The sequence below is a fragment of the Neobacillus niacini genome (genome assembly GCF_023715415.1).
GTDB lineage: Bacteria > Bacillota > Bacilli > Bacillales > Cytobacillaceae > Neobacillus > Neobacillus niacini_C.
In genome coordinates this window covers 170622-189083 of the sequence record NZ_JAMBOB010000003.1, presented here as the reverse complement: position 1 = coordinate 189083, position 18462 = coordinate 170622, and the positions used below count along the sequence as shown (strand labels likewise).

The following is an 18462-nucleotide window of genomic DNA, read 5'->3' as shown; positions in this document are numbered from 1 at the left end:
TGAAACAAAGGAGAAATGATATGTCATTTTCAAAACCAGGACACCATATTCCCAGAAGGTCGATAGAGGGTCATGAAGGCACATGGGTAAAAATATTTAATCCGCCAAAAGAAAGTCCACCTACACCAGAACTTTTGGAACCAACGAATCCGGTTCCAGCATTTGTTGCTGCAACCGTGCCTGGTGTAACAAATTTAACTCCCTATACAATACGACCGCACTTAATGCACGGCACTGAACTTAAGATGTGGGATGGACGTGAGCTTAATTTCTTTCTCATAGGGGATAATGATACCCCTGATGCATTCGACGGAACCTTTCCTGGTCCAACAATCAGAGTACCACGTGGGGTAGTCTTCCATGCGCAAGTAGAAGGACATGGTCAGGCTCCACATACAATTCATTGGCATGGTATTGAACCGACTGCAATAAATGATGGTGTCGGACACAGTTCTATGGAGATAGGTGATTATACCTATCAATGGCAGCCGAATCACATCGGAAGTTATTTTTATCACTGTCACCGGAACACCATTCAGCACTTCGATTTTGGTCTATACGGATTTTTAATCATTGAACCACCTGATGCCTATGATTCTAGCGATGGTAAAAATGTTGGCGGCTATCCACGCAGAACCGCAGCCAACCTAAGCCAATACCCTATGTTTCCTGGGTTTATCGGCGGTAACCTTGAGAGCGGTAATCCCCATGCCATGACCGTTCCATATGACGTTGAGGCCCTCTGGGTTATTGACGATATTGACTCCGTATGGCGGGATCAGGCTGAGCATGCCCACCAAACCTTTCCGGAACATGGTGATATTCCTGGAGTAAACGACGAATTTCACACAAATGACCGAGGAAAACAAGAATTCTTTGCCTTTCATGACTTCAACCCAGATTACTTTGTTGTCACCGGGGTGAATTTCCCAGGACGTCTTGGCAGTACAGTTTCTATTCGACCTGGATTAACCATCCCTGCTTCATTAAATAGTGGTGTGGCGGGAATGCAGATTTCTGTAAATGCTAGAAGAAATCAGACCATCCTTGTCCGATTATTATGTGCTGCATATACTAAGGTCAAAGTTACCTTCCCTGTTGATGTTGTCGTCATTGCGGTGGATGGACGGTCTCTGGGTGTTCCCCCATTTGGCCGCTACAATAAACCATACACAATACCTGCTGGAAAGCCGATTGAAATGTCTACCGCTCAACGAATGGATGTGCTGATAAGATCCAGTAGATCGCTAAGCTCCTTCGGTCAGATAGAATATAGACACCATTTAAGCGATGCGTTCCTACTAAATGGAAGAATTCCAATTGTAATAAAATAATACAAAAAGTCCTAGGTGTTTTTCTACACTTAGGACTTCTTTATTCTCATTTGATTTTATTAATAGAATCACTAACCGTTTTGACAATAAATTGAATATCTTTCAGTTCGATATTTAACGGTGGTGATAGTGATAAAACATTATTGTAGCCTGCCACTGTAGCACCGTTTTTACCAATTAATAATCCTTCCTGCTTACATAAAGAAATCACCTGATTAACTAGTGCAACATCTAAAGGTTCCTTTGTTTTCTTGTCCTTAACTAATTCAATTCCAATTAATAGACCTTTACCGCGAACATCACCAACAAATGGATGATTTTGAAGAAGATTGGTTAACTCATTTACTACCTGTTTCCCAAGGTCACGAGAACGGTCAAATAAGTTTTCTTTTTCCATAATCTCTATGTTCTTTAATGCTAACGCACAAGCTGCTGGATTACCCCCAAATGTATTAACGTGACGGAAGTAATCATATTCTTCAGTCCCCTTAAAGGCCTCGTAAATTTCTTTCCGAACAGCTGTAGCTGAAAGCGGTAAATACCCACTGGTAATACCTTTTGCCATTGTGATGATGTCTGGCTTCACATCATAGTTCATAAAGCCGAATGGCTTTCCGGTTCGACCAAACCCACAGATAACTTCATCCACAATTAAGAGAGCACCGTGTTTTTCACAAACCTGTTTGGCTGCCTTCATGTAGCCCTCAGGTGGAACTAAGATTCCACCACCGGTAATAATGGGTTCCATTATCATTGCCGCTATCGTTTCACTCAGTTCCCACGTCATCGTCCGGTCGATTTCTTTTACCGATGAAAGTTCCATCGGATCTTTAACATTTGTATCATCCCGATAAGAATCCGGTGGCGCAACATGAATGAAACCAGGAGCTAACGGCTCGTATTTATACTTCCTTTGCGCCTGACCTGTTGCAGCTAAAGCCCCCATCGAATTTCCGTGATAGGCACGGTAGCGCGAAAGTATTTTGTAACGGTTAAATTCCCCTTTTTGCTGATGATATTGACGGACGATTTTAAAGGCTGTTTCATTGGCTTCAGAGCCGCTGTTTGAGAAAAAGATGACATATTCATCACCAAGCATTTCATTTAACTTTTCAGCAAGCTTAATAGCTGGGAGATGGCTTTGAGTAAGTGGAAAATAAGCCATCTCCTTAAGTTGTTCATATGCTGCCTCTGCGAGCTCCGTTCTTCCATAGCCTACATTCACGCACCATAATCCAGCCATTGCATCTAAATATCGCTTTCCTTCCGCATCACTTACCCAAGACCCCTCAGCCTTTGTAGCCACGATGGTTGCATTCGGATTATAAGGCTTCATAGAATGCCATAAATATTTATCATCTTGTGCGAGTAATTCTTCATGTGGACGACCTGTTTGAACCATTGGAAATCACTCCTTCCTATCCATCAAACCGTGATGTAATCATTTTTTTACGTGTATAAAAGTTTAAGCCGTCTTTCCCATTCACATGGAGATCACCATAAAAGGAATCCTTCCAGCCTGAAAAAGGAAAGAATGCCATTGTCGCAGGAACACCTACGTTAATCCCTAACATACCCGCATCCGCTTCTTCACGGAATTGCCGGATTGCTTTTGCATTATTCGTGTAAATCGTCGCTCCATTTCCATATCTCGATTTACGTATATACTCCAAACCCTCGTCTAAATCACTAGCCCGCAGCAGACTTAAAACAGGGGCAAATATTTCTTCCTTTGCAATGGTCATTTCTGGAGTAACATGATCGAAAATGGTAGGGCCTAAGAAATTCCCTGCCGGATGTTCGCTCATTTCTCTTCGTCCATCACGAATTAAATCAGCACCCTCAAGCACCCCTTTTTCAATATATCCAAGTACTTTATCACGATGCTCCTTTCTAATTACGGGCGTTAATAACACCTCATCATCCATCCCATTTCCGATAATTAACTCATCTGCTTTTTTCGTTAAAGCCTTAACAAATGGTTCATTGTCACCGACAACCACCACCGCACTGCATGCCATACAGCGTTGCCCAGCACTTCCAAATGTTGAAGAGATAATATGCTGGACTGCCTTATCCATTTCGGCATCAGGCATAACGATATGATGATTTTTCGCTCCGGAAAGGGCTTGAACTCTTTTTCCTTTGGATGCAGCCCGTTCATATACATACTTCGCAACCGGCTGGGAACCAACAAACGAGATTGCAGCTATATCTTCATGGTCAAGCAATCCATTTACAACGTCATGTGCACCATGGACCACATTCAGCACTCCAGGGGGTGCTCCAGCCTCAGTAAATAACTCTGCTAGTCTATTAGCCAGTATCGGCGTACGCTCAGATGGCTTTAATACAAAGGTATTCCCGCAAGCAATCGCTAATGGGTACATCCAAAGTGGAACCATCATTGGAAAATTAAAAGGAGTGATTCCTCCGACAACCCCTATTGGAAAGCGGAACATTTCAGAATCGATTTCCTCTGCAATCCCAGATAAGGTCTCACCCATCATCAGAGTAGGTGCTCCACAAGCAAATTCTACACACTCAATTCCACGCTGAACTTCTCCGTAAGCCTCTTTGTATGCCTTACCATTTTCTTGAACGATTATTTTTGCTAGCGCTTCATGGTTATCAGTTAATAGACTGTGATATTTAAAGAGTATCCGTGCACGTTTAGGAACGGGAACCTTCTTCCACTTGTTAAACGCTACTTTTGCAGCTGCTACTGCCAAGTTCACATCTTCTCTCGTAGAAACAGGAACTTTTGCAAGTAATTCATTTGTTGCTGGATTTGGTACATTAAGGGTCTGATCACTGCTAGAACTTACCCAGGCACCATTAATAAAATTCTGTAGGACAGTTGTATCTTTTTTTGTCACACTCATTTGTTCTCCTCCATTGCTACTTAGGATCAATCACTTAATCCCCAAATTCTGTTTAATGAGTACACTCGAAAAATACTTTCGTGCATTTGCGGTTCCAATAAGCAATGTTTCTATTTCCTTACTTGTTGGATGGTAAAACTCAACTGACGCCCCATCTAAATGCTCATGGACAGCATTAATTCGAAAACCCTTCTGGATTAAGAAATCAAGCTTATCTCTTTCATTAAGATATTGTTGATAATCCGACATTGTACCCTCCTACAAATAAGAAATTTCATTAATCGAATTCTAAATTAGCAGGTGCTTCTTCAACGATAGACTCATATTCTTCTTCAATGACCCAATCACGGCCAACTGAGATTCCTAGATACTTAGCATCACTCGGATTCTCAATTTCAGCCTGTTGATACTTCTTAAACCACCAGTATTTTGCCAGCACATAATAGATAGCTGCTCCAAGTACGAACCCTACCAAAAAACCATATGCTGGGAATAAATAGGAGATATACCCGCCAATAATCCAGGCAATAAAACCTGCAAGATTCACTCCGCCCCAATATCTAAATTGACCATGGTCTTCATATAACTCTGGAACATTCACCCGTCTTTTACGGATTAAATAATAATCAGCAAAGAGAATTCCAACGATGGCAGACAGTATGCCGCCAATAATGAGAAGAAAGGGAATGATAACTCCAAATAACTCCCATGGTTGAACAATTGTTCCTACAATACCAGCTGTAATAACACCCGCCCAAAATGGAAATTTCGGTCCGCCTACATTGGAGAAAATGGTTGCTGCTGGTACTACGTTTGCAGCAGTATTTGTTGACCACTGAGCCAATACAATCATTAACAATAAAACAGCAAGGACAATCCCGCCGGCTGACTCTTGAAGGGCAACCACAGGGTCTGCATTTAATACAGCAATGTATGAAACAGCACCGATGATTATCATAAACGTTTGTGTTAATGGCATAGCGACGAGATTACCAATTAATGAATTTTTATTTCTCTTAAACCAGTTCTTTTCGTTAACTGGGGCTTTCATAAAGCGTGAAATTGAAGGAATATCGGCACTCAAAGTTGCCCAAAAGCCCATGTTACTAAAAATAACAACCAAAAAGGCAGTAAACGCGGCACCACCAGTAACTGGTGACTCTACCCAGCTCCAAACATCTCTGCCAGCAGCTTGAGCTTGGTCAGATAAGGAGGTATACATCCAAATAGAGATTAAGATAATGATTGGAGCTGCTAAATCCGCAAACCGTTCAATTGATTTAATCCCTAAAGCGGTATTAATCAACTGAACAATTGCAAAAATAATGAAGCAAACAAACCAATTATCAAAACCAAATAATATATTTAAAATGCCATTCATAGCTGTCGCACCGAAATAGGTATTGATCCCAAACCAAGCAGATGCTGTTACCCCCCTGGTGATGGAAGGAATATGGGTTCCAATTGTTCCAAATGGCGCTCTCATATACACAGGAAATGACAAGCCATGCTCAATACCAATATCTGCGATTAAGGATATAAAGAATCCAATGGCAAGAGATCCAATAATGGTTGCTAGAATAACAAGTGGCAATGATAAACTTTGTACACCTGCACCGCCAATGGCAAAGGTGGCGAGGACAACGACCATCCCTACCCACATAAACGAGTAACCTAGCTTTGTGATTTTCCTATCTTTTTGTTGAATGGGTAATAAGTCTGAAGACTTTAAGTGGCTTTTCTTCATATGAACACTCCTTATTCGGCTTAAGATAAAAGAATTTAACCATTTAAATTCAAATACCAACTTTCCAATAGAGGTATTAACGTGCAATTGCCTGCGTCATGCAAGCAATTGCAGGAGTCGTTCAACAATGAAAGGAGTAAATAGTGATCTAAACAATGCTGCTAAATAGATAGTGTTTCATTTTTTTGGATTACTTGTGTATTTCCATTGTATTTGGCTCTCTTTAAATATTGTCCAGAACCCGGTTTACCAACAAACTGCTTATCACGTACGACAAACTCACCTCGTGATAATACGGATACAGGTTCTCCAGTTACCTTCATCCCTTCAAAGGCATTGTAATCAACAGCCATATGATGCGTTTCTGCAGAAATAACCCGCTCTGCCTGTGGATCAAAAATGACAATATCTGCGTCTGCTCCAACAGCAATACTGCCTTTTTTCGGATATAAACCAAATAATTTTGCGGCTCTTGTGGATGTAAGATCAACAAATTGGTTTAGGCTTATTCGTCCCTTCCTCACCCCCTCAGAGAATAGGATGGAAAGACGATCTTCAATGATTGGGCCGCCATTAGGTATTTTGGTAAAATCATCTTTTCCAAGTTCCTTCTGCCCCTTAAAATCAAACGAACATTGATCAGATCCGAGAGTTTGCAGCTGACCGCTCTTTAATGCATTCCAAAGTACCTCTTGGTTCCATCTTTCTCGTAGTGGAGGTGACCAAACATATTTTGCCCCCTCAAAATTTGGTCTTTCTAAATAACTTTGATCTAAAACTAAATATTGTGGGCAGGTTTCTCCCCAAACATCAAAGCCCTTACTTCGTGCCTCGGAAATTTTTTCAACCGCATCCGCACAGGAAACGTGCACAACATATAATTGTGAGTTTGCCAGCCCTGTAAGTTTTGCCGCTCTACCAGTCGCTTCTCCCTCTAATTCTGGTGGTCTAGTTAAGGCGTGATAGATTGGTTCTTTATTCCCTTGTGCGATTGCCTTTTTCGTTAAATAATCAATGACATCCCCGTTTTCTGCGTGAACCATGACAAGTGCTCCATGCTCTTTTGCTGAGACAAGAGTGCGGAAAAGCGTTTCATCATCTGCTTGGAGAACGTTTTTGTAAGCCATAAACACCTTGAAAGAGGTGATACCTTCCTCGTTAATCACATACGGAAGCTCATTCAATACATTCTCATTGATTTCCGATATCATTAAATGAAAACTATAATCTATAACAGCTTTTTCTTTTGATTTTGCATGCCAGGTTTGAATTGCATTTTTTAACGAGTCACCTTTACTGGTTAAACAAAAATCGATTATTGTTGTCGTCCCACCAAAAGCTGCAGCAATGGTGCCCGTCTCGAAATCATCCTTTGTCACGGTTCCTCCAAAAGGCATATCTAAATGGGTATGAGGGTCAATGCCCCCAGGAAAAATGAGACAGCCCTTTGCGTCGATAACTTCAGCACCATTTGCTGAAAGATTGTTGCCAATTTGAGAGATTTTTCCTTCTTCTATTAATATTTCTGCTGTAAAGGTATCTGCTGCCGTTACAATGGTTCCATTTTTAATCAGTTTTTTCATACCATTTCTCCCTTCTTATTTGTTACTATCAATCTTACATTCTGCTGCAAGACTCATGGCAGACTGTCTCTCATTCCAGGTCATCGGTGGTAATTCATTAGCCATTTCAACCATATCAATTGCTCCGTCTACTGGGCAGACAATCGAACATAAATTACAACCAACACAATCTTCTTCTCTTACTTTTAGATAACTTCTGCCGTTCTCGTCCGTTACCCTATCAATACACTGATGGGATGTATCCTCACAGGCAATATGGCACTTATTACAGTTAATACAAACATCTGTATTGATCTTAGCGACGATATTATAGTTAAGATCTAAATTCCCCCAATCTGAATACCTAGGAAGAGTTTTTCCAATGATTTCAGACACCGATTTTATACCCTTACCATCTAAATAATGACTAAGTCCTTCAATCATGTCTTCGACAATCCGGAATCCGTGGTGCATGGCAGCGGTACAAATTTGCACACCTGTAGCACCCATTAACATGAATTCAACAGCGTCCTGCCAATTTGAGATTCCGCCAATCCCTGAAATTGGGACGTTTATATTTGCATGACGTGCACATTCCGCCACCATATTTAGGGCAATCGGTTTTACAGCAGGACCACAATAGCCTCCATGTGCCCCTTTTCCAGCAACATGTGGGATGGTATTCCATGAATCAAGGTCTACCCCCATTAAACTATTAATGGTGTTGATCATACTGATGGCATCCGCACCGCCATTACACGCTGCTTCAGCGGTAGCTGTTATATCCGTAATGTTTGGCGTTAATTTTACGATAACAGGTGTTTTGGCCACCTCTTTTACCCAAAAGGTCTGCCGTTCAACAAGTGCAGGTACTTGACCAGAAGCCGAACCCATTCCACGTTCAGCCATACCATGCGGACAGCCAAAGTTTAATTCGAGACCATCAACTCCGACATCCTCTACCCGCTTAACTAATTCATGCCACTTTTCTTGCTTTGGCTCCATCATTAAAGATGCGATAATCGCATGGTTAGGAAATCTTTTTTTCGTTTCATAGATTTCCTTTAAATTCACTTCTAATGGTCGGTCAGTGATCAGTTCAATATTATTGAACCCTGCCACCCGTTGTCCGTTAAAACTAATCGCAGCAAATCTGGAGGAAACATTCAAAATTGGGTCACCTAACGTTTTCCATACAGCCCCGCCCCACCCCGCTTCAAAGGCTCTCTGTACCTGATAACCTGAATTGGTAGGAGGTGCTGATGCTAGCCAAAATGGATTGGGAGATTTTATCCCTGCAAGATTAGTACTCAAATCAGCCATATTGAATTCACCCCTTTATAGTAGAAATGCTTTAACGACGGAAAGCGCTTACATATTTATATCTATCTTTATTGTCATTCACTGTGCTGTTTCTACTGCAGTAAATTGCTTATGAATACTATAGGCAGCTTGTTTTCCTTGTTGAGCAGCGGTAACCACCATAGCGTCCCCTTTTCCCTTGCCAAAAACCACATCACCGCAAGCATAGATTTTTGGATTAGAAGTTTGATAGGTCTCTTTATTTACTTGAACCACACCACTTTCATGTTGTAATCCAAAACCCTTGATTAGTTCCAAATGTCTTGTTTGACCGATTGCTTTGATGATTACCTCCACTGGTAAAACATGTTCAGATCCTTCAATTGGAATCGGTCTCCTGCGTCCGTCTGCATCTGGCTCACCAAGATTCATTTTTATACATTCAATCCCAATGACTCTTCCATGATCATCACCAATAATCCTCTTCGGTACTGTTAACCAGCGAAATTCAACACCGTCTTGTTTGGCAAATTCATATTCGAAATCATAGGCAGTCATTTCTTCTAGTGTTCGGCGGTATAAGATTTTAACATTTTCTGCACCTAAACGTATAGAACTGGTTGCCCCATCAATAGCGGTATTTCCCGCACCGATGACAACGGCTCGTTTCCCGACAAAATCCATTGATAATCTTCCACTTTTTGTTTCTTTTACAAACTCAATGGCATCATAAACCCCTTCTAAGTCTTCTCCCTCAATACCTAAGCTCGGTACGTTTGCCATCCCCACTGCTAACACAATGCAATCAAATTTTTCAAGCAAATGTTTTACGGATACATCTTTACCTACCTTTGTGTTGGTTTTGATTGTTACATTCAGCTTTTCAACCTGTTCAACTTCCCAATAGGATATTGCCTGAGGCAGCCTGAATGAGACAATACCATACGTATTTAAACCGCCAGCTTTTTCTGCAGCCTCAAATATCGTCACATCATATCCAAATTTGGCTAATTCTCTTGCTGCTGAAAGTCCTGCTGGTCCACCGCCAACAACAGCAACGGATTTACCATTGGGGGTTCCAGGATCAAAAAGTGTTTGTTCATTTTTGATTGCCCAATCTGTAGCATATCTTTGCAGATTTCCAATCATAATTGGTTTTGTGGAATGGTTTAAGACACATGCCCCTTCACACAGCTCCTCTGTTGGACAAACTCGAGCACAGCTCGCACCAACAGGATTGGAAGTCATAATGGTTTTGGCAGAACCGAGTAAATTTCCTGTCGTGATTTTTTTTATAAATGTGGGAATATCAATGCCTGTCGGACAAGCCTTAATACAAGGCGCATCATAGCAATACAAACAGCGATTAGATTCTTCCAACGCTTCTTGATTTGTAAGAGCACGTTCCACTTCTTGAAAGTTTTTTTCTAAATTTGTAATTGAGATCCGCTGTGTTTTTTCCAATAAAAAGTCCTCCTTCGTTCAAAAGTGAATTTACCGAGAATTCTGCATCTGGTTTTCGTTTTACAGACAGCAAAATACATACCATCTTACAATCTGAAAAATAGCTGCTTGTATTCTACTATCCAGTATGTGAACTAGATTCTATTTAACATTTATGCGGACCATTTGTACTTGATGATGATTTGAAGGGAAAAATCGATGATTAATACCGTAGATAACGGAAAGAGATTCTTGTACCATTCTTAACCTTTTACCAATTTATCACATATGAACAAAAAATTTTGTAAAATTACATCGAACATATTATGAATATATTTTAGGAAAATTTCATTTTTAAAAATAACGTAAACTCAATGAGTTTATAGGAATAGTGAGGGTAATAGTGAAGTAGAATTTTTTCCAGGCACAGGTTTTCTCACAAATAAGTTCTCGACATTCGTAAATTATTTGCCGAATGCTTTGAAAAAAATTTATGTAACAACAAAACCCCCTCCAACGGAATGATTAATAAGAGGACCATTCGTTTAAATGATCCCCTTTTTGACTTAAAGCCTCTCCCATTCTGAAAACCCAACCATTGAATCCATTTCATGAGACAGATAGATATTGTTCCCTTTTTTATTTGACTGCGCCACTAAGGCCATCGCAGCTGCAACCTTCGTTGCTTGTATGCCACGATAAGGACGGAGTGGACCAACCATTAACTTGTTGATAACACCACTAGCCTTTTCTGCGATTTTCTCACCAAACCGAAACTCACTTCGCTCCCCTAACAATAATGAAGGTCTGAAAATATGTAGTGAAGGAAGGTTTAAGCTAGTCAGTGTTGCTTCTACATCCCCTTTTACTCGACTATAAAAGAATAATGATTTGGGGTCTGCCCCCATAGAACTTACAATTAGGAACTTTTGGGCACCATTTTCCTTTGCTAATTTTGCAGCCTCAACAGGATATTCGTAATCTACTTTGCGAAAAGCTTCCTTTGTCTTTGCTACTTTAATCGTCGTACCTAAGCAGCAGAAAACATCAGACACTTTAAATAATTCAGAATACGTATGTAGATGATTGAAATCAACAATATGCTCTTCACAAATTTCAGATTCTATATCAATGGGTCTGCGAACAACCAACATTATTTTTTCATATTGATTGGAATCAATTAATATCTTAACTAGTTCTTTTCCAATAAGACCCGTTGCTCCAAGAACAAGTGCAGATTTTTTATTTGAACTCATAATAATCTCCTCTCAACATTCACTTTGTTTATCCTGCCTATCTGAACTATAATTGTTAAATACACCATATACAATACATGAAGAAACAAAGGATGATGTTTCATGAAATATGAATGGCGAAAAAAAGAAAAAGAACTGTACCTGCCTTCTGCCAAACCAAGTAAGATTACTGTACCACCGCTGAAATACTTCACATTAATGGGAAAAGGAAATCCTAACAGCGAGGCTTTCAGAGAAAGTGTTGAGGCTTTATACGCATTATCCTATGCGATACGTATGCTCCCGAAAAAAGGAATCACACCTGAGGGTTATTTTGAATATACTGTTTTTCCTTTAGAGGGTGTTTGGGACTTGGATGAAGTTGGAAGACAATTAGAACAGTTAGACAAAGACAGATTGGTTTATAAGCTAATTATTCGCCAGCCTGATTTTGTAACAGAAGAATTATTTTCGATGGCGAAAGAATTATCTGCAAAAAAAGTCTCAAAAGACTTGTTATTGTCTGCTAAGTTTGAAGAAATTGAGGAGGGCTTATGCGTCCAATGTATGCATATCGGGGATTACGACAGTGAACCCGAAACATTTTCAAAAATGCATGACTTTTGTTTCTCTGAGAACCTAACCCGAATCGATAAAAGACATCGTGAAATCTACATAAGTGATCCAAGAAAAACAGATCCTGCAAAATTAAAAACAGTACTTAGGTTTAAAGCAAAGTAACGCTTGGACTTTCCAAGCGTTACTTTCCTCTTCAAGCCCCTCTAGCTAGTTGGTTTTTTAATCGTTTCAACTAGCTGAGTTAAGAACTGGTGAATAATTTGAAATGCATCATTTAATGATATATTTTCTTGAAATCCATCCACGTAGTTTAATGCGAAATTCAAATCCCATAAACCATCGTCATGGCTAAACATTAAATCAAATTTTGCTTCATCCCCATGTAAAGAATGATTAAGCTGTTCTTTTAACATTTTTTCAAACTTCTTTTGGAGCTTTAATCCAAGCATGACATCATATGTACCAAAAACATCATCAACCTCAAGTGACACACCCTCCACACCGATTTGTTCAAACAAAAGAGACTCTACATAAATAAATTCATTTTTATGTTCTTTCAGGTATGTAATTGGCTGGTTTAAAAAACTGGATGATTCATTGGCAATCATGGTTTCAGTTTCCTTGCTGCAGCGTTCAATATAAGCATCAGTAAAATTTGAGTTCAATTTCTTTTCCATTTAATACCCTCCCTATTAAAGCAATCCCACTTTAACTATATAGTTATGTAAAATAAAAAAGCAAATTTTTCATTATATAAAAAACGTCTAAACTCACATGGAGTTTAGACGAGAAGTATCATACTAGTTTTCAGCTAGTTTATTTACTACGTTTTTTCCTGCTGGGTTATCCTCTATAGTATCTTCTGCTTGTTTCGCACGTTTCATAAAGAAAGCAAGAATAAGGGCAACAGCAGCAATAAAGACGGACACGAAAAAGGCAAAATTGATTCCGTCTAGTGTCGCACTCATCATGATTTGCTGCTTCATTTCAGCTAAAGCTGCTTGTGTTGGCTGCTCAGTCAAGTTTGCCATAGCAGCTTCACCTAACTCTTTAGCCTTTGACTCTGCTCGGTTTGACATAACAGTTACCAAAAGGGCAGTTCCGATTGCTCCAGATACTTGCTGAAGTGTATTGTTCATGGCAGTACCATGTGGGTAAAAACGCGCAGGCAATTGATTTAATCCATTTGTAGAAACTGGCATCATCACCATCGACATTCCCAACATTCGAACTGAATATAAAAGCAATAATTGTGTATACGTTGTTTCAAGTGATAATTGGCTGAAAAGATAGCTGGTTACTACCGTGATGACTAAACCAGTTATAGCTAAAATTCGACCGCCAAATTTGTCGAACAGTTTCCCTGTTACTGGTGACATAAGCGCCATAATGATTGCTCCTGGAAGCATCAGTAGCCCTGCATCCAACGGAGATATACCCCGTATCGTTTGAACATAAATCGGCAGCAAAAGCATCCCCGAAAACATGGCCATCGTAAGCACCATTGAGATAACGGATGATAATGCAAACATTGGGTACCTAAAGATTCTATAATTAAGCATCGGCTGATCTTGTTTTAGTTGACGTAAGATAGACACTAGCAATGAAATAGCTCCAATCGCAATCGTCAAATAAACTTGTGGACTGTCCCAGCCTTGCTTTCCGGCAGAACTGAATCCATAAAGCAAGCCGCCAAAGCCCACACTTGTAAGTAAAACAGATAAGAAATCCAGTCGAATATCAACTTTTTCTTTCTTATCCTTTAATAAGAAGAAACCGATTAATAGAACAATCACTGCAATTGGTGTTACAAAGTGGAACAACATTCTCCAGTCATAGTGTTCGATTAACCAACCAGATAATGTTGGTCCAATTGCCGGTGCCCCCATTAAAACTAATCCAAATACCCCCATTGCTGCTCCCCTTTTCTCAATAGGGAAACTTACTAACATGACATTCATTAAAAGTGGCATCATAATCGCTGAACCCGCTGCCTGCGTCATCCTGCCTGTTAATAAAAGCGGAAACACATGTGCCATCCCAGCAAGGATGGTTCCTAATGTAAATAAGCCCATGGCAACCAAGAAAAGCTTTCGTACAGAATATTTTTGAATTAAAAATGCTGTAGTTGGTATTAGTATTCCATTTACTAACATGAACCCAGTTGTCAACCATTGCACAGTTGAAGCATCAACTTCTAAATCAGCCATTATGGATGGAAGTGCAATATTTAGTAAGGTGTTGTTTAAAAAAGCAATAAATGCCCCAATCATCAGGATTACAATAATCCCGTATGGGGGACGTTTTGTTTCATTTTTACTGTGTTCCATATATATACCCCCTATAGACCATTTGTACATTTTTCTATACCGTTGTTTCATGCTTTATCAATAATATACCGACAGTTCATTTTTTGCAATCAAAAAATACTACAAAATTATGGGTTTGTAATGAACACTTTAATAATGTAGTATATTTTTATACAGGTAGTATAATTCGGATTATAGGTGATAAAGTGAACGAACGTAAGCAGCATGTTATTAGTAAAGCTCATCAATTATTTATAGAAAAAGGATTTCAAGCCACATCGATTCAAGATATTTTAGATTTTAGCGGTATTTCAAAAGGAACCTTTTACAAATACTTCTCATCAAAGAGCGAATTATTAATCGCCATTTATAAAACAATTTTTAAAAAGCTGGCAAAGGATAGAAATGATTTATTAATTGGAGAAAATCCTTCAGATATCGAGATTTTTATTAAACAAATTGAATTGCAAATGATATCTAATAGGAAAAATAAATTAATTGCACTTTATGAGGAAGTAATGGCAACAAATGATGCTGATTTAAAACAGTACATTCGGATTAGCCGGCTCCGTTCCCTTCGGTGGATGGTTCATAGGTTTATTGATATTTTTGGTGAAGAGAATAAGCCCTACTTATTAGATTGTGCCATTATGTTTCAGGGATTCTTACAGAATAATCTCCAATACAATCGGATGGCGACAGATTCAAATGAGAAAATTAGTAATGTTGTCAGATATAGTGTTAACCGTTTAGTTAGGATGGTTGATGAAGTGACCGAGGCTCGGGAGCAAATCCATGAGCCAGAGCTTTTAGACAAATGGCTTCCTGGAAAACATAAAAATAATCATGAATTGATTGATCAATTCTTTAAAATTGTCGGCCCCATAAGAAATTCCATTACCAAACACTTTCCTGATAAAAATGACCAGGAAAAGTATAACGAACTGTTAGATTTCATTCAAGAAGAAATCATGCATACAAGAGCACCACGAAAGTTCTTAATCGAAAGCACCATCCAAACGTTACAAAATAACCCAGCTTTAAAATGGAAAAAAGACCTGCAACAGCTTAATCAAATCATAACCGTTTTCTTTCAACAATTAGCGCAAGAGGAAGAAGAGTAAAAATAGTAGAATTTTTAGACTTGAGCGTTTGCCCATGCATTTCTAGGTAGTTTTACGTAAATTAGTAAAAACAATGATTTGTTTTACTATTTTGAGGAGGAGCAGTTACTTACTGCTTTAAAACTGCAGGAGGTGTAACAATGGGAGATATAACAGCTGACAAGAATCAAAGTAGTGATGAAAAAAAGTCTATATTTGATTCATTCAAGTTCTGGGGTCAAGTACCAAGGCACAGAAATTCTCATAGCGTAGATATAGATATAAGCCCGATAAAGACAATAGATGACGATTCAACTGATCAATCCCCGAAAAAGACATTAGATGAAGATTCAACTGATCAATCCCCGATAGAAAAATTAGATAACTCAAGTCCTGACAATGTAAAACTCTATGAGACCATTAGTGGCAATTACATTATCACTAGAGGCTGGGATGACAATAATATGATGTTATTTAAAATACGCAGAAAAATACTCTAGAACGAAAAAAGGAATGGAGTCCTAAAGACTCCTTCCTTTTTTGCTTTATTCTTGTTTTACAAAAGTACTAGGCATAACGACTGCAATAACCTCACCGCGAGCACAAAGCTCATTATTCGCAAATACCTCTGTTTCTACCCTGAATTTCTTTGGGTGTATCTCATGAACGACTCCAATAGCCTTTAGAGGCACGCCGTGTGGTGTCGGCTTAACAAAGTCGACCTTCAATGAAGCGGTTACAAATCTAGGAGGCTCAACTCCCTCCCCTGGCTCACAGCCATTCTTTTTATGTAAAGCTAAGGACGCTGAACCTGTTCCATGACAATCAATTAGAGAGGCAACAATCCCTCCATAAACAAATCCCGGAAGAGCGATATGCTCGGGTTCTGGCGTATAAATTGTTACTGTATTTTCTCCTTGCCAGCCTGTCCGGAAATGGTGTCCTTCCTTATTCAACCTGCCACAGCCATAACACCAGGCAAAATCATCCGGATATTCATCTTGAATCGCATTACGTACCTTTTCTTCCATGCCAAACTCCCCCTTTTCAGAAAATTATAACATACCATTTTTGACCTTTGAATGGTTCTTATTTAGGTTCCACATGTACATGTACGTCATAAACTTTATGCCTTAGGATTAATTCTTCTTCAACTTTAGTGGCTATATCATGAGCATGCTTAACATCTAATGTGGAATTAACGAGGATGACTACATCAACAACTACGTTATTACCGTAATTTCTTGCTTTTATTTCTTTCACACCTTTAACGCCATGACAATGATGGATGGTCTGTTTAAATATTTCTATTTCCTTTTCATCAAAACCATCGGTTAAATAGAGAGATGCTTCTTTAAAAATATCCCAGGCCGTTTTACATATTAGAAAACCTACGACGACAGCTGCTAATGGATCCAGCCAGGGCAGGCCAAACTGTGCACCGATAATACCAATGAACGTACCTACACTTACCCATGCATCCGAGAGATTATCCTTTGCGGCGGCCATAACGGATTGGCTGTTTATTTCGGTTGCTAGATTTTTATTATACCGATAAACAAAGTACATAACGAAAGCACAAAATAGTCCCGTCCAGGCAGAAATTACGTCCGGAGATTCCTTTTGTGCGTAAAAAACACTTAAAATAGCGTCATACGCAACTTTCAGTCCTACTGCCATCATGATAAAGGATGCGACCATTGAAGCTACGGTTTCTGCTTTCCAATGTCCATAAGGATGGTCATCATCTGCTGGCCTTTGTGATAATTTCAGTCCAATTAGAACGGCAACCGATGCAATGATATCCGTTACATTGTTTAATCCATCCGCTTTTAATGCCTCGGAATTTGCAAAATATCCAACTCCTAATTTCAATGCAGACAAACAAATATAGGCAATAATACTTATGATAGCTCCGCGCTCTCCTCTTTTTAAATCCAAAAATCCTTGTTCTTCAATCATTTTCCTCACCCACTTCTTTTCCTCATCTATATTATTGAACAAAAACATCTAGTGGGTCTAGAGAAACCTTTTTCCCCTGTTCGAAATATATATCAGGTATGAAAAAAAGTTGTGTTTGGTAAACATTAAAGTAGGTTTAACCTTGAAATTAAGGTGGCAGTTAAGTATTCTAAGAACATAATTCAACCAATTAAGGATGTGTTTACCCTGCGATTAAATAAATTTATTTCCGAGTCTGGAAAAACATCAAGGCGCGGTGCAGATAAATGGATTGAAGAAGGAAGAGTCACAATTAATGGGAAAGTGGCCAAGGTTGGCAGTCAAGTTGAGCCTGGTGATGTTGTCCGAGTAAACGGTGAAACCATTCGGGTTGCCAAAACGAATGTTTATATCGCCCTAAATAAACCTGTTGGGATTACAAGCACAACTGAACGACATATAAAAGGTAATATCGTTGATTTAGTGAACCATCCCCTTCGAATTTTTAATATTGGAAGACTAGATAAAGATTCAGATGGGTTAATTCTGCTAACGAATGACGGAGATATCGTCAATGAAATACTACGTGCAGAGAATAAGCATGAAAAAGAATATATAGTTACGGTGGATAAGCCGATTACTTCGGAGTTTTTAAAGAAAATGTCTGAAGGAGTTAGAATCCTGGATACGAAAACTCTTCCATGTAAAGTGGAGCAATTATCTAAGTATGTTTTTAAGATAATCCTAACGCAAGGGTTAAATCGTCAAATACGCCGGATGTGCGCAGCTCTAGGGTTTTCTGTTGTTCGTCTCCAGAGAATTCGGATTATGAATATTCAGTTAGGGAACCTGCCAGTTGGTCAATGGAGAGATTTAACGAAAAAAGAAAAGAATCAATTATTTAGCGATTTAAATTATGAACCTAGAGAATGGTGAAAAATGGAGTCAAACCTTAACCGGTATGACTCCATTTTTTTAGTTGCTATAATCTTCAAATAATATATGATATTACTTAGATAAAC

17 protein-coding genes are annotated in these 18462 nt (G+C 39.1%); 5 read left to right on the top strand and 12 right to left on the bottom strand.

All coding sequences use genetic code 11. The annotated features are described in order from the left end of the window. Positions 1-20 precede the first annotated feature (20 nt). Positions 21-1334: a multicopper oxidase domain-containing protein gene (locus M3189_RS07490; protein ID WP_251633198.1), complete on the top strand. Its 1314-nt coding sequence runs from the start codon at positions 21-23 to the stop codon at positions 1332-1334. Positions 1335-1380: 46 nt separating this feature from the next. On the opposite strand, the gene M3189_RS07485 is transcribed toward M3189_RS07490, so the two are convergent. The 8 genes from M3189_RS07485 to M3189_RS07450 form a co-directional block, all read right to left on the bottom strand. Next, the gene (locus M3189_RS07485; RefSeq protein WP_251633197.1) at positions 1381-2736 is read right to left on the bottom strand and encodes an aspartate aminotransferase family protein; all 1356 of its coding nucleotides are present in this window, start codon (positions 2734-2736) and stop codon (positions 1381-1383) included. A gap of 16 nt (positions 2737-2752) precedes the next feature. Then, a complete protein-coding gene (locus M3189_RS07480; RefSeq protein ID WP_251633196.1) occupies positions 2753-4219 on the bottom strand; it encodes a CoA-acylating methylmalonate-semialdehyde dehydrogenase in 1467 nt (488 codons plus the stop codon). A gap of 30 nt (positions 4220-4249) precedes the next feature. Then, positions 4250-4468, bottom strand: coding sequence for a hypothetical protein (locus M3189_RS07475; protein ID WP_251633195.1), 219 nt, complete (start codon positions 4466-4468; stop codon positions 4250-4252). Positions 4469-4496: 28 nt separating this feature from the next. Further along, positions 4497-5966 (bottom strand): NCS1 family transporter, encoded by a 1470-nt coding sequence (locus M3189_RS07470; RefSeq protein ID WP_251633194.1) that lies wholly within the window; start codon positions 5964-5966, stop codon positions 4497-4499. Between the two features lie 161 nt (positions 5967-6127). Further along, positions 6128-7549: a dihydropyrimidinase gene (hydA, locus tag M3189_RS07465; RefSeq protein WP_251633193.1), complete on the bottom strand. Its 1422-nt coding sequence runs from the start codon at positions 7547-7549 to the stop codon at positions 6128-6130. A 15-nt stretch (positions 7550-7564) separates the two neighbouring features. Beyond that, positions 7565-8851, bottom strand: a complete 1287-nt coding sequence (preA, locus tag M3189_RS07460) for an NAD-dependent dihydropyrimidine dehydrogenase subunit PreA (protein WP_251633192.1) — start codon at positions 8849-8851, stop codon at positions 7565-7567. A gap of 78 nt (positions 8852-8929) precedes the next feature. Further along, positions 8930-10294: an NAD(P)-dependent oxidoreductase gene (locus tag M3189_RS07455; RefSeq protein WP_251633191.1), complete on the bottom strand. Its 1365-nt coding sequence runs from the start codon at positions 10292-10294 to the stop codon at positions 8930-8932. Between the two features lie 545 nt (positions 10295-10839). Further along, positions 10840-11529 (bottom strand): oxidoreductase, encoded by a 690-nt coding sequence (locus tag M3189_RS07450; RefSeq protein WP_251633190.1) that lies wholly within the window; start codon positions 11527-11529, stop codon positions 10840-10842. A 102-nt stretch (positions 11530-11631) separates the two neighbouring features. Here M3189_RS07450 and M3189_RS07445 point away from each other — a divergent pair, with 102 nt between their 5' ends. Beyond that, positions 11632-12249 (top strand): GyrI-like domain-containing protein, encoded by a 618-nt coding sequence (locus tag M3189_RS07445; protein ID WP_251633189.1) that lies wholly within the window; start codon positions 11632-11634, stop codon positions 12247-12249. Between the two features lie 41 nt (positions 12250-12290). Here the strand turns inward: M3189_RS07445 and M3189_RS07440 are convergent, their stop codons facing one another. Together M3189_RS07440 and M3189_RS07435 are read right to left on the bottom strand one after the other, a co-directional pair. Then, positions 12291-12764 carry a branched-chain amino acid aminotransferase gene (locus M3189_RS07440; protein WP_251633188.1) on the bottom strand — a complete coding sequence of 158 codons (474 nt, stop codon included), beginning with the start codon at positions 12762-12764 and terminating at the stop codon, positions 12291-12293. A 123-nt stretch (positions 12765-12887) separates the two neighbouring features. Beyond that, complete coding sequence (locus tag M3189_RS07435; protein ID WP_251633187.1) at positions 12888-14417, bottom strand: DHA2 family efflux MFS transporter permease subunit; 1530 nt, start codon at positions 14415-14417, stop codon at positions 12888-12890. Positions 14418-14602: 185 nt separating this feature from the next. On the opposite strand from M3189_RS07435, the gene M3189_RS07430 reads away from it, so the two are divergent. Both M3189_RS07430 and M3189_RS07425 read left to right on the top strand, forming a co-directional pair. Next, positions 14603-15520 (top strand): TetR/AcrR family transcriptional regulator, encoded by a 918-nt coding sequence (locus M3189_RS07430; protein ID WP_251633186.1) that lies wholly within the window; start codon positions 14603-14605, stop codon positions 15518-15520. 140 nt (positions 15521-15660) lie between these two features. After that, positions 15661-15999: a hypothetical protein gene (locus M3189_RS07425; RefSeq protein WP_251633185.1), complete on the top strand. Its 339-nt coding sequence runs from the start codon at positions 15661-15663 to the stop codon at positions 15997-15999. A gap of 45 nt (positions 16000-16044) precedes the next feature. Here M3189_RS07425 and M3189_RS07420 read toward each other — a convergent pair whose 3' ends face one another. After that, entirely contained in the window at positions 16045-16530 is a 486-nt protein-coding gene (locus tag M3189_RS07420) for a PaaI family thioesterase (protein WP_251633184.1), read from the bottom strand. Between the two features lie 58 nt (positions 16531-16588). Beyond that, positions 16589-17458, bottom strand: a complete 870-nt coding sequence (locus M3189_RS07415) for a cation diffusion facilitator family transporter (protein WP_353057408.1) — start codon at positions 17456-17458, stop codon at positions 16589-16591. Between the two features lie 201 nt (positions 17459-17659). On the opposite strand from M3189_RS07415, the gene rluF reads away from it, so the two are divergent. After that, the gene (gene rluF, locus M3189_RS07410) at positions 17660-18376 is read left to right on the top strand and encodes a 23S rRNA pseudouridine(2604) synthase RluF (RefSeq protein WP_251633576.1); all 717 of its coding nucleotides are present in this window, start codon (positions 17660-17662) and stop codon (positions 18374-18376) included. Positions 18377-18462 lie beyond the last annotated feature (86 nt).

Coding starts and splice junctions, on each gene's coding strand:
- M3189_RS07490 (WP_251633198.1), top strand. CDS start 21: ATGTCATTTTCAAAACCAGGACACCATATTCCCAGAAGGTCGATAGAG.
- M3189_RS07485 (WP_251633197.1), bottom strand. CDS start 2,736: ATGGTTCAAACAGGTCGTCCACATGAAGAATTACTCGCACAAGATGAT.
- M3189_RS07480 (WP_251633196.1), bottom strand. CDS start 4,219: ATGAGTGTGACAAAAAAAGATACAACTGTCCTACAGAATTTTATTAAT.
- M3189_RS07475 (WP_251633195.1), bottom strand. CDS start 4,468: ATGTCGGATTATCAACAATATCTTAATGAAAGAGATAAGCTTGATTTC.
- M3189_RS07470 (WP_251633194.1), bottom strand. CDS start 5,966: ATGAAGAAAAGCCACTTAAAGTCTTCAGACTTATTACCCATTCAACAA.
- hydA (WP_251633193.1), bottom strand. CDS start 7,549: ATGAAAAAACTGATTAAAAATGGAACCATTGTAACGGCAGCAGATACC.
- preA (WP_251633192.1), bottom strand. CDS start 8,851: ATGGCTGATTTGAGTACTAATCTTGCAGGGATAAAATCTCCCAATCCA.
- M3189_RS07450 (WP_251633190.1), bottom strand. CDS start 11,529: ATGAGTTCAAATAAAAAATCTGCACTTGTTCTTGGAGCAACGGGTCTT.
- M3189_RS07445 (WP_251633189.1), top strand. CDS start 11,632: ATGAAATATGAATGGCGAAAAAAAGAAAAAGAACTGTACCTGCCTTCT.
- M3189_RS07440 (WP_251633188.1), bottom strand. CDS start 12,764: ATGGAAAAGAAATTGAACTCAAATTTTACTGATGCTTATATTGAACGC.
- M3189_RS07435 (WP_251633187.1), bottom strand. CDS start 14,417: ATGGAACACAGTAAAAATGAAACAAAACGTCCCCCATACGGGATTATT.
- M3189_RS07425 (WP_251633185.1), top strand. CDS start 15,661: ATGGGAGATATAACAGCTGACAAGAATCAAAGTAGTGATGAAAAAAAG.
- M3189_RS07420 (WP_251633184.1), bottom strand. CDS start 16,530: ATGGAAGAAAAGGTACGTAATGCGATTCAAGATGAATATCCGGATGAT.